At 73.4% G+C, this 12,766-nt stretch carries 12 protein-coding genes; 5 read left to right on the top strand and 7 right to left on the bottom strand.

The window, feature by feature from the left end:
• Positions 1 to 5 precede the first annotated feature (5 nt).
• Together OHA65_RS07720 and OHA65_RS07715 are read left to right on the top strand one after the other, a co-directional pair.
• Positions 6 to 449: a DUF742 domain-containing protein gene (locus OHA65_RS07720; RefSeq protein ID WP_327282381.1), complete on the top strand. Its 444-nt coding sequence runs from the start codon at positions 6 to 8 to the stop codon at positions 447 to 449.
• Positions 430 to 1,056: an ATP/GTP-binding protein gene (locus OHA65_RS07715; protein ID WP_327282380.1), complete on the top strand. Its 627-nt coding sequence runs from the start codon at positions 430 to 432 to the stop codon at positions 1,054 to 1,056. Before OHA65_RS07720 ends, OHA65_RS07715 begins: the two co-directional genes overlap by 20 nt.
• Before the next feature lie 280 nt (positions 1,057 to 1,336).
• Here OHA65_RS07715 and OHA65_RS07710 read toward each other — a convergent pair whose 3' ends face one another.
• The 4 genes from OHA65_RS07710 to OHA65_RS07695 form a co-directional block, all read right to left on the bottom strand.
• Positions 1,337 to 2,536: a lipid-transfer protein gene (locus OHA65_RS07710; protein ID WP_328762085.1), complete on the bottom strand. Its 1,200-nt coding sequence runs from the start codon at positions 2,534 to 2,536 to the stop codon at positions 1,337 to 1,339.
• Positions 2,533 to 2,988: a Zn-ribbon domain-containing OB-fold protein gene (locus OHA65_RS07705; protein WP_371646246.1), complete on the bottom strand. Its 456-nt coding sequence runs from the start codon at positions 2,986 to 2,988 to the stop codon at positions 2,533 to 2,535. Before OHA65_RS07705 ends, OHA65_RS07710 begins: the two co-directional genes overlap by 4 nt.
• 76 nt (positions 2,989 to 3,064) lie before the next feature.
• Positions 3,065 to 3,403 (bottom strand): DUF962 domain-containing protein, encoded by a 339-nt coding sequence (locus OHA65_RS07700; protein ID WP_327282378.1) that lies wholly within the window; start codon positions 3,401 to 3,403, stop codon positions 3,065 to 3,067.
• A gap of 13 nt (positions 3,404 to 3,416) precedes the next feature.
• Entirely contained in the window at positions 3,417 to 4,136 is a 720-nt protein-coding gene (locus OHA65_RS07695; RefSeq protein WP_327282377.1) for a M15 family metallopeptidase, read from the bottom strand.
• 23 nt (positions 4,137 to 4,159) lie between these two features.
• On the opposite strand from OHA65_RS07695, the gene OHA65_RS07690 reads away from it, so the two are divergent.
• Positions 4,160 to 4,672 carry an NUDIX domain-containing protein gene (locus OHA65_RS07690; protein WP_327282376.1) on the top strand — a complete coding sequence of 171 codons (513 nt, stop codon included), beginning with the start codon at positions 4,160 to 4,162 and terminating at the stop codon, positions 4,670 to 4,672.
• A gap of 131 nt (positions 4,673 to 4,803) precedes the next feature.
• Here OHA65_RS07690 and OHA65_RS07685 read toward each other — a convergent pair whose 3' ends face one another.
• On the bottom strand, positions 4,804 to 7,221 hold the full coding sequence (locus tag OHA65_RS07685; protein WP_328762080.1) for a glycoside hydrolase family 31 protein: 2,418 nt from the start codon (positions 7,219 to 7,221) through the stop codon (positions 4,804 to 4,806).
• A 197-nt stretch (positions 7,222 to 7,418) separates the two neighbouring features.
• Here OHA65_RS07685 and OHA65_RS07680 point away from each other — a divergent pair, with 197 nt between their 5' ends.
• Together OHA65_RS07680 and OHA65_RS07675 are read left to right on the top strand one after the other, a co-directional pair.
• On the top strand, positions 7,419 to 9,401 hold the full coding sequence (locus OHA65_RS07680; RefSeq protein ID WP_327282373.1) for an acetoacetate--CoA ligase: 1,983 nt from the start codon (positions 7,419 to 7,421) through the stop codon (positions 9,399 to 9,401).
• A gap of 63 nt (positions 9,402 to 9,464) precedes the next feature.
• Positions 9,465 to 10,430: a hypothetical protein gene (locus OHA65_RS07675; protein ID WP_405761619.1), complete on the top strand. Its 966-nt coding sequence runs from the start codon at positions 9,465 to 9,467 to the stop codon at positions 10,428 to 10,430.
• 81 nt (positions 10,431 to 10,511) lie between these two features.
• On the opposite strand, the gene ptsP is transcribed toward OHA65_RS07675, so the two are convergent.
• Positions 10,512 to 12,182, bottom strand: a complete 1,671-nt coding sequence (gene ptsP, locus OHA65_RS07670) for a phosphoenolpyruvate--protein phosphotransferase (protein ID WP_405761616.1) — start codon at positions 12,180 to 12,182, stop codon at positions 10,512 to 10,514.
• 74 nt (positions 12,183 to 12,256) lie between these two features.
• A complete protein-coding gene (locus tag OHA65_RS07665; protein ID WP_327282371.1) occupies positions 12,257 to 12,706 on the bottom strand; it encodes a PTS glucose transporter subunit IIA in 450 nt (149 codons plus the stop codon).
• Between the last annotated feature and the right edge of the window lie 60 nt (positions 12,707 to 12,766).

The following is a 12,766-nucleotide window of genomic DNA, read 5'->3' as shown; positions in this document are numbered from 1 at the left end:
ACGGGATGAGCGAACCAGGCCAGAACCGCCAGGACCATCCCGCGGGTGCCCCGGGGGTGCCCCCGGCGGGCGTCCACCCGCACTGGTTCGACGACGACGCGGGTCCCGTCGTACGCCCGTACGCCATGACCCGCGGCCGGACCAGCCACGCCGGCCAGCACAGGCTCGACCTGATCGCGCTCGTCGTCGCCGAACCGGCGGCCGACGATCCGGTCTGGGACATGACGCTGTCCCCGGAGCACTCCCACATCCTCGGGCTGTGCCGGGAGCGGCCGCAGTCGGTCGCCGAGCTCGCCGCCGAACTCGACCTCGCGGTCGGGGTCGTACGCGTCCTCATCGGCGACCTGGCCGAAGAGGAACTGGTCCATGTGACCCGGCCGGTACCGCCGGCCGAACTGCCCGATGAATCCATTCTGCGTGAGGTGATCGATGGCCTTCGGGCGCTCTAGCCGTACCGGTGCCATGCACGCCGTGTCACCGGTCGAGCCGCTGACCCTAAAGATCTTGGTCGCGGGCGGCTTCGGGGTGGGCAAGACCACCCTGGTCAGTGCGGTGAGCGAGATCAGACCGCTGCGGACCGAGGAACTCCTGTCCGAACCGGGCGTCGGCATCGACGACACCGGGGGAGTGGAGGGCAAGAGCACCACCACCGTGGCGATGGACTTCGGTCGCATCACGCTGCGCGAGGACCTGGTGCTGTACCTCTTCGGCACCCCCGGACAGGACCGTTTCTGGTTCCTGTGGGACGAGCTGGCCCAGGGCTCGCTCGGAGCGGTGGTCCTCGCCGACACCCGCCGCCTCGCCGACTGCTTCGCCGCCGTCGACTACTTCGAGCGGCGGGGGATCCCGTTCGTGGTCGCCGTCAACTGCTTCGACGGGGCGGAACGCCATCCGGTGGTGACCGTGCGGGAGGCGCTGGACCTCGATCCCGGGGTACCGGTGCTGCTGTGCGACGCCCGGGACCGGGAGTCCGTGAAGGACGTGCTCGTCGGGGTCGTGGAGCACGCGATGTCGCTGGCCCGGGCGCGGCGCCGCAGCCTGACCACCGGGACCTGACCGCTGCGGGACCCCGGCCCCGGCACCCTCGCAACAGGAGGCGGCCCGTACCCCCGCCGACTGGGGTACGGGCCGCAGCTCTCATGGGGGGACGGTGGGCCCCGGTCGCGGCGTCGTACGCGGCGGGAGGCTGTGGAGCGAGTGTGAACCTGCCGCCGGGGGCCGTCAAGCGTTCGGACAGCAGCACCTGTTCAGGATCCGTGCCCGGCCGCCGTCGTCACCCCGGCGCCGCTGGCCGGGTCCCCCCGGCGCAGCCGCCGCCAGCACCGCCCGGCCGTCGTCAGCGCACCGCGACGACGGCCGATCCGTGCCCGAACAGCCCCTGGTTCGCAGTGATCCCGGCGCGGGCCCCCGGCACCTGCCGGTCCCCGGCCGTACCGCGCAACTGCCAGGTCAGCTCGCACACCTGGGCGATGGCCTGCGCCGGGACCGCCTCCCCGAAGGAGGCGAGGCCACCGCTGGCGTTCACCGGTACGCGCCCGCCGAGCGCCGTCGCGCCCTCCCGCACGAGCTTGGCCCCCTCGCCCCCGGCGCACAGGCCGATGTCCTCGTACCACTCCAGCTCCAGGGCGGTGGAGAGGTCGTACACCTCGGCGAGCGAGAGGTCCCCGGGTCCGACTCCGGCCTCCTCGTACGCGGCCCGGGCGATCGAAGCCCGGAACGAGCCCGCCGCCGGCCCCACGGCGGTCAGCGAGTCGGTGGCGATGTCCGGGAGGTCGAGGACGGAACGGGGGTACGTCGGGGTCACCGTCGACACGGCCCGGATCCGCACCGGATCGGTGACCCCGCGCGAGCGCGCGAAGTCCATGCTGGTCAGTACCAGGGCGGCGCCCCCGTCCGAGGTGGCGCAGATGTCGAGCAACCGCAGGGGATCGGCGACGACCGCCGAGCGGGCGACCTCCTCGGCCGTGACCGCCTTGCGGTAGCGGGCGTGCGGGTTGAGGGCGCCGGCCGCGGCGTTCTTGACCTTCACCAGGGCGAAGTCCTCCGGGGTGTCCCCGTACACGGCCATCCGGCGGCGGGCGTAGAGGGCGAAGTACGCGGGGTTCGTAGCGCCCAGCACGCGGAACCGCAGCCAGTCCGGATCGTCCGGCCGGTTCCCGCCCGCCGGCGCGAAGAACCCCTTGGGCGCCGCGTCCGCGCCGACCACCAGGACGACGTCGGCCAGCCCGGCCAGGATCTGCGCCCGCGCAGCACCGATGGCCTGGGCCCCGGAGGCGCAGGCCGCGTACACGCTGGTCACGCGGGCGCCCTGCCAGCCGAGGGCCTGGGCGAAGGTCGCTCCGGCCACATAGCCGGGGTATCCGGCGCGCACGGTGTCGGCGCCGACGATCGACTGGACGTCGGTCCATTCCAGGCCGGCGTCGGCGAGGGCGGTCCGCGCCGCGGCCCGCCCGTACTCGACGAAGCTGCGGCCCCATTTGCCCCAGGGGTGCATCCCGGCCCCGAGGACGGCGATGTCGGCGACGGCGGCGCTCACTCGTCCACCCCCACGGGCCGGAACCGCCAGGTGGTCCAGACGGTCCCGGCGTCCTCGTTCAGCACACCGCCGACCACCTCGACCTCCATCCCGACCGCCAGGTCGGCGACGCTGACCCCGTCGGCGGCCTGCCCGAGCACGACCATCCCCTCGGCCTCCAGCTCCACCGCGACCAGGGTGTACGGCTCCCAGGGCGCGTCCGGGTCGGACACGTACGGCGCGGGCGGCCGGTACCGCCCGTCGGTGTAGGACCACACCCGGCCCCGCGGGGACAGCGGTACCTCGGCGAGCAGGCCGTCGCCGGGGCAGTGCGGGTTGCGGCAGTGGGCGTCCTCGCGGGGGAAGAACACCGCGGTGCAGGCGGAGCAGCGGGTGCCGAGCAGGCGGAATCCGCCCTCCGCGCCCGCGTCGGTGAACCACCCGTTCACGACGGGTGTACGTGTGCGTTCCAAGACCCCTCCCGAGCACTGGCATGTGACTGACTATCTGACGAGTCGTCAGGAGTCTGCCACGGGAGGGCGGTACGGGTCACCGGTTCTCGGCGAGCCACTTCTGCGCGATCCCGGCCAGCTCCGCGTCGCGCCCGGCCAGCATCATCCGGATCATCTGTGCGTCCCCGCGCAGTGACCAGCCGGGGTGCCCGAACGTCGCCGGGTTGTTCTTCTCGATCAGGAAGTGCGCGGGCCAGGCCGTCCCGTACCCGATGAGGGGGAGCGCGGCGAGGTAGCGCCGGCGGCCGCGCGCCAGGCCGTACGCGGTGAGGGCGAGCCCGGTCAAGGTGCCGGTGAGGTGGACCCAGCGGGTGGCGGCGCGGGAGTGCATGGCGACGTAGTACGGCCAGAATTCTTCGTACGAACTGAATGTCATGCGGGCACGGTACTCACGGCCGTACCGAGGCGACAGCGACCGGGAAGTCGAAGGAGGAATCCGCAAATGCCTCGGGTTCGAACGTGAAGTGCCACCACTCCTCGGGCAGGTTCACGAACCCCTGCGCGGAGAGCGCCCCCCGGAGCAGGTCCCGGTTGGCCCGGGCGGCCTCCGCGATTCCAGGGGCGTCGGTGTGCGAGAGCGGATCGAAGCGGTCGAACGCGGTCCCCATGTCGACGGGCCGGCGCAGCGGCAGCCGCACCAGGGTCACGTCGACGGTGCTCCCGCGGCTGTGCCCGGACTTCTCGGCGATGTACCCGTCGGGAATCAGCCGCGCCTTGTCGACGTCCGGGTAGAACTCCGCCTTCGTGGCCTGGTCCTGCCCGTCCGCCGCCCACCGTACGAAGCGGTCCACCGCGCGCTGCGGCCGGTAACAGTCGTACACCGTCAGCGAGTACCCGCGCGGCAACAGCTCCCGCTGGGCGGCGCGCAACGCCTCGGCCGCCGGGCGGGCGAGCAGGCAGACGGGCTCCTCGTACCCGTCCACGACCGCACCGGTGAAATTGTGGGCGGTGGCGTACCTGATGTCCTGCCCGACGGTGGGATCGACCTCGGTCAGCGCCACGAACGCGCGCGGCGCCGAACGGGCACCCGCATCCGGACCCGCACCGCCGCCGAGCAGCGCCGCACAGCCCACCACCCAGGCAACTCCCGCAACTCCAAGCACCCTCATACCCCTTGGCATACCATCGCGGCATGCAGGCACAGCCGAGGGACTCGCACTGCTCCACGTGTGGATCACTGTTCGACACGACCGCTTGGCCCCGTACGTGCGCCTCGTGCGGCGCCGTCACCTACCGCAACCCGCTCCCGGTGGGCGTCGCACTGCTCCCGGTCGAGGACGAGGCGGGCACCGGGCTGGTGGTCATCACCCGCACCATCGAGCCGGCCCTCGGGGGCATCGCCCTGCCCGGCGGCTTCATGGACTTCGATGAGGACTGGCGCGACGCGGTCGTCCGCGAGCTGCGCGAGGAGACCGGCATCCACGCCCCGGCAACGGAGGTCGTCCTGGCGGACGCCATGAGCTCCCCGGCGGGCCACCTGTTGCTCTTCGGCCTCCTGCCGATCCGCCCGGCGGCATCCCTCCCGCCGTCGACCCCCACGGACGAGACCACGGGCTGGCACGTGCTGCGCACCCCGACGGAACTGGCGTTCCCGCTCCACACCCGGGCCGCGGCCACGTGGTTCGCGGGCCGCTACGGAGCCTGACGGCCTGCCGCTCGCACTCCCGGAGCCATGACGAACGCCACCGCCGCGACGGCACACCGCCGCGACGGCGGCCACCGCCGCCACGGCAGCCACCACCGCCCGCGCCGTCGGCCGGAGCCCGGAGCCCGGAGCTAGATCCGTCCCGGAAGCCGCCCCGGCGCGCGTTCCCGCAGGCCGTGCCCGTGCAGGGGCCCGAGTCCCCGTACCTCCACCCCCTGCACCGGCCCGCCCGCCTCGTCCTCCACCACCACCGCGTCCTCCACCCACCGCACCGTGTACCGCTCGACCTCGCCCGCTTCGAACCCCGGCCCCGGATCCCGGATCACCACCCCGCCGCCCGTGCGCCCGCGCGCCGGAGCCCACGCCTCCAGGGCCATCCCCTCCTCACCCGGCCGACGCACCGGCAGCACCGCCCCCGCCCGGGCCAGTACCGGGATCCGCCCCGGCGGGGCGTCCAGCAGGATCTGCCCGGGGCCCTCGTACGCCGTCCCGGTCGCGGTGTCGTACCACCGGCCCCGGGGCAGCCGGACCGCCCGCCGGTCCGCCCCGCACTCCAGCACCGGCGCCACCAGCAGCGCGTCGCCGAGCAGGAACGCGTCCTCGCAGTCCCGCAGCGCCCGGTCTTCCGGCGCCCCCCACCACAGCGGCCGCACGTACGGGGCTCCCGTCCGCCGCGCCAGCTGGGCCAGCGTCAGGAAGTACGGCCGCAGCCGCTCCCGCTCCGCCAGCACGGCCCGCGCCGCCTCCTCCGCCTCCGGCCCGAACTCCCACGGCTCCCGCCGCCCCGCCCAGATCGCCGAGTGGGTCCGGAACAGCGGCAGGTACGACCCCAGCTGGAGCCACCGTAGATACAGCTCCGGCGAGGGGGAGCCCCCGAAACCGCCGACGTCGGGGCCCGAGTACGGCACCCCGCACAGGCCGAGCCCCAGCACCAGCGACAGCGAGGCCCGCAGTCCCTCCCAGCCGGTCTCCACGTCCCCGGACCAGGTTCCCCCGTACCTCTGCATCCCCGCCCACCCCGACCGGGAGAACAGGAACGGCCGCTCCGCCGGCCGCAGCCGGACCAGCCCCTCCCAGCCCGCCCGCGCCATCCCGAGCGCGTACACGTTGTGGGCGGCCCGGTGGTCCCCGCCGGCCCCGTCCATCGCGTGCCGCGCGGAACGGGGCAGTGTCATCTCCCCGAACGGGGCGAAGGACACCGGCTCGTTCATGTCGTGCCACACCCCGGCGAAGCCCTGCTCCAGCCGTTCCGCGTACAGCCCGCCCCACCAGGTGCGCACCGCCGGATCCGTGAAGTCCGGGTACGCGCACTCGCCGGGCCAGACCTCGCCCCGCACCTCCTGCCCCCGGCCGTCCCGCACGAAGGCCCCGCCCGCCCCCACCGCCAGGCCCGAAGCGTGGACGGCGTCGCCCGTCTTCACCGCCGGGTCGACGATCGAGACGAGCCGCACGCCCTGCTCCGCCAGCTCCCGCGCCAGCCCCGGCAGATCCGGGAACCGCTCCTCGTCCACCGTGAACACACGGTGCTCGTCGTAGTGGTCGATGTCCAGGTGCACGGCCGACAGCGGGAGCCCGCGCGCGGCATAGCCCGCCACCACCCGCCGCACCTCCTGCGCGCTCCCGAACCCCCACCGCGCGTGCTGGTACCCGAGCGCCCATTCGGGCGGTACGGCGGCCCCGCCGGTCAGACCCGACCAGCCCTGCAGCACCCGGGCCGGCGTCCCCACCAGTACCCAGCAGCGCAGCGGCCCGCCCTCCATGCGCAGCTCGCTCGTCCCCGGCCGGTCCGCGCCCGACCCGGCGCCCTCCTCGCCCTCGCGCAGCGCCACCCGGCCGTCCCAGGAGTTGTCGTGGAACACCAGGTGCGTCCCCGCGTCCGCGACCACCATCTGCACGGGCATCGTGATGTACAGCGGGTCGTCACCTGGTCCGAAGCCGCCCTTGGGATCCGTGTTCCACAGCCGGTACACCCCGTCCCGCAGCCGCGGCCCGGCGGCCCGACCGCCCAGCCCGAAGAACCTGGCGTCCGCCGGCACCTCGGCACGCTGGAGCCACCGCGGCTCGACCGGCTCCCCCGCGGGCGGCTCCGCCGGTTCCCACCAGCGCGGAGGTAACTCCCGGCGCAGCACCGTCCCGCCCGGGGTGCGCACCTCGACCGCCCCGTGCCGGGACACCGCCACCGTCACCCGCTCCGACACCACCCGCCAGCCGCCGCCGGTGTCCGGTTCCAGCACGGCCCGCGGGTCGGGCTCCGGCCCGCTGCCGACCAGCGCGTACGAGGGCGTGGGTCCGGCCCCGTCCCAGCCCCAGAACACCGCGCCGCCCGCCGTGACCCGTACGAGCAGCTCCGAGCGGGTGAACCGCAGCACCCCGCCGCCCGGCCGCGGTTCCGTACCGGTCAGCAGGCCCGGCACGCGGGCCCGTTCCGCGCCCCGGCGCGGGAGCCCCACCGCGTCCGCGCGCCGGTTGCGCAAGGCCGTGCGCCACGCGCGCCGCCCGCGCTCCGTACCGATCTCTTTCACCGCACGCACCAGATCACGACCGTTCATGCTGTTCACCCTGCCACCGGCCGCCCGGGGAGCGGGCGGCGTTCAACTTCCGTTCACTCGTCCATGAGGCCCCTGGTGCAGAGGTAGATCACATGGCATGGTCCCTGTGAGCCGCCGCGCACACCCATCGCGCGAACGGCACCGCACACACCCACGCACACCACGCGCGCGCCGCAGACTTGACCGGGAGCCGACCCATGACCTCAGCCACCCAGCCGGAACCCCTCTGGTCCCCGAGCCCCGAGCGGATCGCCGCGGCCCGCATCACCGCCTTCCAGGCCTGGGCCGCGGAGCGGTTCGGAGCCCCGGCGGACGGTGGCTACCCCGCCCTGCACCAGTGGTCCGTCGACGAGCTCGACACGTTCTGGCAGGCCGTCGCCGAATGGTTCGACGTCCGGTTCACCACCCCGTACCAGTCCGTCCTCACGGAGCGCACCATGCCGGGCGCGCACTGGTTCACCGGCGCCACCCTCAACTACGCCGAGCACGCCCTGCGGGCCGGCGAGGACCCGGCGCGCGCCGATGACGCCGCCCTGCTCTACGTGGACGAGACCCACGAGGCCACCCCCGTCACCTGGGCCGCCCTCCGCCGCCAGGTCGGCGCACTCGCCGCCGAGCTGCGCGCCCTCGGCGTACGCCCCGGCGACCGGGTGAGCGGCTACCTCCCCAACATCCCCGAGGCCGTCACCGCGCTCCTCGCCACCGCCGCCGTCGGCGCGGTGTGGACCTCCTGCGCCCCCGATTTCGGCGCCCGCAGCGTCCTCGACCGCTTCCAGCAGGTCGAGCCGGTGGTCCTGTTCACCGTCGACGGCTACCGCTACGGCGGCAAGGAGCACGACCGCCGCGACACCGTCGCCGAACTGCGCGCCGAACTCCCCTCGCTGCGCGCCGTCGTCCACATCCCGCTGCTCGGTACGCCGGCCCCCGAAGGCGCCCTCGCCTGGTCGGACCTGACCTCCGGCGACGTCGAGCCGGTCTTCGAGCCGGTCCCGTTCGACCACCCGCTCTGGGTGCTCTACTCCTCCGGTACGACGGGCCTGCCCAAGGCGATCGTGCAGTCCCAGGGCGGCATCCTGCTGGAGCACCTCAAGCAGCTCGGCCTGCACTGCGACCTCGGCCCCGAGGACCGGTTCTTCTGGTACACCTCGACCGGCTGGATGATGTGGAACTTCCTCGTCTCCGGCCTGCTCACCGGTACGACGGTCGTCCTGTACGACGGCAGCCCGGGCTACCCCGACACCGGGGCCCAGTGGCGGATCGCCGAGCGGACCGGGGCCACCCTGTACGGGACCTCCGCCGCGTACGTCATGGCCTGCGGCAAGGCCGACGTCCACCCCGCGCGCGACTTCGACCTGTCCGCCCTGAAGTGCGTGGCCACCACGGGCTCGCCGCTGCCGCCCGACGGCTTCCGCTGGCTCCACGACGAGGTGGCCGAGGACCTGTGGATCGCCTCCGTCAGCGGCGGCACCGACGTCTGCAGCTGCTTCGCCGGCGCCGTCCCCACCCTCCCCGTCCACATCGGCGAGCTCCAGGCCGCCTGCCTCGGCACCGACCTCCAGTCCTGGGACCCGTCCGGCAAGCCGCTGACCGGGGAAGTCGGCGAGCTGGTCGTCACCAACCCGATGCCGTCCATGCCGATCCGGTTCTGGAACGACGAGGACGGCAGCCGCTACCGCGACAGCTACTTCGAGATGTTCCCCGGCATCTGGCGCCACGGGGACTGGATCACGATCACCGACCACGGCTCCGTCGTCATCCACGGGCGCTCCGACTCCACCCTGAACCGACAGGGCGTCCGGATGGGCTCCGCCGACATCTACGAGGCCGTCGAACGCCTCCCCGAGATCAAGGAGTCCCTGGTCATCGGCCTGGAGGAGCCGAACGGGGGCTACTGGATGCCGCTGTTCGTCCACCTCGCCCCCGGTGCGACCCTCGACGACGACCTGCGCGGACGCATCAAGACGACGATCCGGGAGGAGCTCTCCCCGCGGCACGTCCCCGACGAGGTCATCGAGGTCCCGGCGATCCCGCACACCCTGACGGGCAAGCGCATCGAGGTCCCGGTCAAGCGCCTCCTCCAGGGCACGCCCATGGCGAAGGCGGTCAACCCCGGCTCGGTCGACAACATCGACCTCCTGCACTTCTACGAGGAGCTGGCCCGCACCCGCACCCGCGACTGAGGTCACTGTCAGTGGTCGCGGTTACCGTGAGTGAGCAATCGAATGCGCCACTCAGGGGGAGCCATGCCACGAACACGCCACCACACCGGCCGGCCCGGCCGGACCGCAGGCCGCACCACCGGCCGCACCACCGGCCGCACCGCCGGTCACACCACCCGGCGCCGCATGCTGCGCCGCGAAGTCCCCAGCACCGTAGGCCTCCTGGCCGACGCCGGGGACTTCGCGGCCATGCGCGGCTACCGCAGCTTCACCTTCGACCGCCACGACGACTACACCGACTACCTCCGCCACGTGGACGGCCTGCTCCGATCCCTCGCGGCCCAGGGCATCCACACCAGCGTCGCCCTCTTCGACCCCGAGGAGTACGCCGGGTTCTGCACGGAACACGGCATCGACGCGGACACCTCCGAGGGCCGCAGCCGCTTCACCGCCGAACTGGCCGGCGCCGGCACCGTACTGCCCTACACCGGCCAGCCCATCGACGAACTCGTCCCGCTCCTCGTCGACGAGGCCGTCCGCCAGGCCACCTGGGAGTACGCGACCACGCTCCTCGCCGGCGTCGGCAGCTGCGCCGACTGCGGCGAGGACATCGGCCACGCCTCCTTCGCACGGGCCACCGGCACGCTCAGCCGCCTCGTCGACGGCGCCGGCCCCGGCCACCACCACCTCGTCTGCAGCGTCCCCACCCAGGACGAACAGCTCGTCGCCGTCCTGCACGCCGAGGTCACCACGGACCGGGACCGACCGGCCCGCATCGAGGGCCGCGAAAGCCTCGACTTCGTGAGCGTCCTCGCCGCCGGACTCGCCCTCGGCGGCCCCGGAGGACTGGTGCTGCGCAGCACCACCGAGGGCCTGCCCGACCGGGTCCACGGCTGGCGCCTGGACCGCGGCCGCCTGGTCCCGCTCTCCGCGGCAGCCGTGTTCAACGCCTACTGCACGGACGTCGACACCGGGGACCCCGTGGCCCCCGAACCCGGCGTCGAATACTGCCCCGGATACGAGGTGGACGACCCCACCCCGCACCACTAACCCGGAACGCCCGGAGAAACGACCGAGGGGCCCCCGCCACCGGCGAAGGCCCCTCGATCGACACGTCCTGCCCCTGCCCGGCTACTCGCCGGACAGCACCGCCTGCGCGGCCACGCGGGCCTCCTCGGCGCTGTCCGCCGCACGCGCCGCGGCCGCGGCACGCTCGCACTGGGCCAGCGTGTACTTGGCGAGCGTCGCCCGCACGTACGGGATCGAAGCGGCACCCATCGAGAGAGAGGTGACACCCAGACCCGTCAGCACGCAGGCCAGGAGCGGGTCGGAAGCGGCCTCACCACAGACGCCGCAGCTCTTGCCCTCCACCCTGGCGGCCTCGGCCGACATCGCGATCAGGTCGAGCAGCGCCGGCTGCCACGGGTCCTGCAGCCGCGACACCGCACCGACCTGACGGTCCGCGGCGAAGGCGTACTGGGCCAGGTCATTGGTGCCCAGCGACAGGAACTCGACCTCCTGGAGGATCGAGCGCGCCCGGAGCGCGGCGGAGGGGATCTCCACCATCGCGCCGAACTTCGCCTTCAGCCCGGCCGCGCGGCACGCGTCCGCGAACGCCCGGGCGTCGATCCGGTCGGCCACCATCGGGGCCATGACCTCAAGGTAGACGGGTAGGCCTTCCGCCGCCTTGGCCAGCGCGGTCAGCTGCGTGCGCAGCACGTCCGGGTGGTCCAGCAGCGACCGCAGACCGCGAACGCCCAGCGCCGGATTCGGCTCGTCGGCCGGTGTCAGGAAGTCCAGCGGCTTGTCGGCGCCGGCGTCCAGGACGCGTACGACGACCCGGCCCTCCGGGAACGCCTCCAGTACCTTGCGGTACGACTCGATCTGCTTCTCCTCGGACGGCGCCTTCTTGCTGTCGTCCAGGAACAGGAACTCGGTGCGGAACAGGCCCACGCCCTCGGCCCCGGCCTCCACGGCCGCCGGCACGTCCGCCGGACCGCCCACGTTCGCCAGCAGCGGCACCTTGTGGCCGTCGGACGTCGCACCCGGACCGGACGAGGCCGCGAGAGCGGCCTTGCGCTCGGCGGCAGACGCCTCCAGCTCGGCCCGCTTCTCGGCGGTGGGCTCGACGAACAGGTCACCGGTGCTGCCGTCGACGGCGATGACCGTCCCCTCGGCGATCTCACCGGCACCCGGGAGCGCCACGATCGCCGGCACACCCAGCGCCCGCGCGAGGATCGCGCTGTGACTGGTCGGCCCGCCCTCCTCGGTGACGAAACCGAGGACCAGCGCCGGGTCGAGCAGCGCGGTGTCCGCGGGGGCCAGGTCACGCGCGATGAGCACGTACGGCTCGTCACTGTCCGGCACACCCGGCATCGGCACGCCCAGCAGCCGCGCCACGATCCGGTTCCGTACGTCGTCCAGGTCGGCCACCCGGCCGGCCATGTACTCCCCGGCCCCCGCGAGCAGGTCGCGGTACGAGGCGAACGCGTCGTACACACCGCGCTCGGCCGTGCTGCCGACGGCGATGCGCCGGTCGACGTCCGCCATCAGCTCGGGGTCCGTGGCGATCATCGCCTGGGCCTCCAGCACGTGCTGGGCCTCGCCGCCTGCCAGCTGGCCGCGCGCGATCAGGTCGGCGGACACAGCCTCCACGGCCTTGCGGGCGCGCCCCTGTTCGCGCTCCGCCTCGTCCGCGGTGATCTGCTTGGCCGGCGGCTCCAGAACCGCCGTGCCCATGTGCCGCACCTCGCCGATCGCCACACCGTGGCTCACGCCGACGCCTCGCAGCGTTGTCTCCATTTCACCCGTCTCCGATTGAGCGGCGGACCCGGCCGCCGCGGTGGATGTCAGACCCGCCCTTGCGGGCGGACACGTCACTGCCAGCTGAAAAGTGCGTCGTCGGCCTTCACGTCGCCGGACTCGACGACGTTGGAGAGGGCCTCCGCGGTGGCCTCCAGCGCCACGACGGGGCAGATCGGAGACTTGCCGGCTTCTTCGACGGCCTGCGGGTTCCAGCGGATCACGGCCTGACCACGGGTCACGGTGTCGCCCTTGTTGACGAGCAGCTCGAAGCCCTCGCCGTTGAGCTGAACGGTGTCGATCCCGAGGTGGGTGAGTACGCCGTGTCCTTCGCTGTCGACGACGACGTACGCGTGCGGGTGCAGGGAGACGACCACACCGTCGACGGGGGACACCGCCTCCGAGGGCTCACGCACGGGATCAATAGCGGTGCCCGGACCCACCATTGCGCCGGAGAACACCGGATCGGGCACTGCCGCGAGTCCGATGGCGCGCCCGGCAAGTGGGGACGTCACGCTGGTCATGGGGGGCCTCCCAGGGGTGGGGCTTCTTCGTGTCGCCGTCACAACCTGTCCTGTAACGAC

This window comes from Streptomyces sp. NBC_00045 (assembly GCF_045041095.1).
Classification (GTDB): domain Bacteria; phylum Actinomycetota; class Actinomycetes; order Streptomycetales; family Streptomycetaceae; genus Streptomyces.
This window is presented reverse-complemented; position numbering and strand designations above follow the sequence as displayed.

What these genes read in the sequence shown, in the direction of transcription:
- OHA65_RS07700 (WP_327282378.1), bottom strand. Translation starts at nt 3,403, where the DNA reads ATGACATTCAGTTCGTACGAAGAATTCTGGCCGTACTACGTCGCCATG.
- OHA65_RS07690 (WP_327282376.1), top strand. Translation starts at nt 4,160, where the DNA reads ATGCAGGCACAGCCGAGGGACTCGCACTGCTCCACGTGTGGATCACTG.
- OHA65_RS07680 (WP_327282373.1), top strand. Translation starts at nt 7,419, where the DNA reads ATGACCTCAGCCACCCAGCCGGAACCCCTCTGGTCCCCGAGCCCCGAG.
- OHA65_RS07675 (WP_405761619.1), top strand. Translation starts at nt 9,465, where the DNA reads ATGCCACGAACACGCCACCACACCGGCCGGCCCGGCCGGACCGCAGGC.
- OHA65_RS07695 (WP_327282377.1), bottom strand. Translation starts at nt 4,136, where the DNA reads ATGAGGGTGCTTGGAGTTGCGGGAGTTGCCTGGGTGGTGGGCTGTGCG.
- OHA65_RS07715 (WP_327282380.1), top strand. Translation starts at nt 430, where the DNA reads ATGGCCTTCGGGCGCTCTAGCCGTACCGGTGCCATGCACGCCGTGTCA.
- OHA65_RS07720 (WP_327282381.1), top strand. Translation starts at nt 6, where the DNA reads ATGAGCGAACCAGGCCAGAACCGCCAGGACCATCCCGCGGGTGCCCCG.
- OHA65_RS07685 (WP_328762080.1), bottom strand. Translation starts at nt 7,221, where the DNA reads ATGAACGGTCGTGATCTGGTGCGTGCGGTGAAAGAGATCGGTACGGAG.
- ptsP (WP_405761616.1), bottom strand. Translation starts at nt 12,182, where the DNA reads ATGGAGACAACGCTGCGAGGCGTCGGCGTGAGCCACGGTGTGGCGATC.
- OHA65_RS07665 (WP_327282371.1), bottom strand. Translation starts at nt 12,706, where the DNA reads ATGACCAGCGTGACGTCCCCACTTGCCGGGCGCGCCATCGGACTCGCG.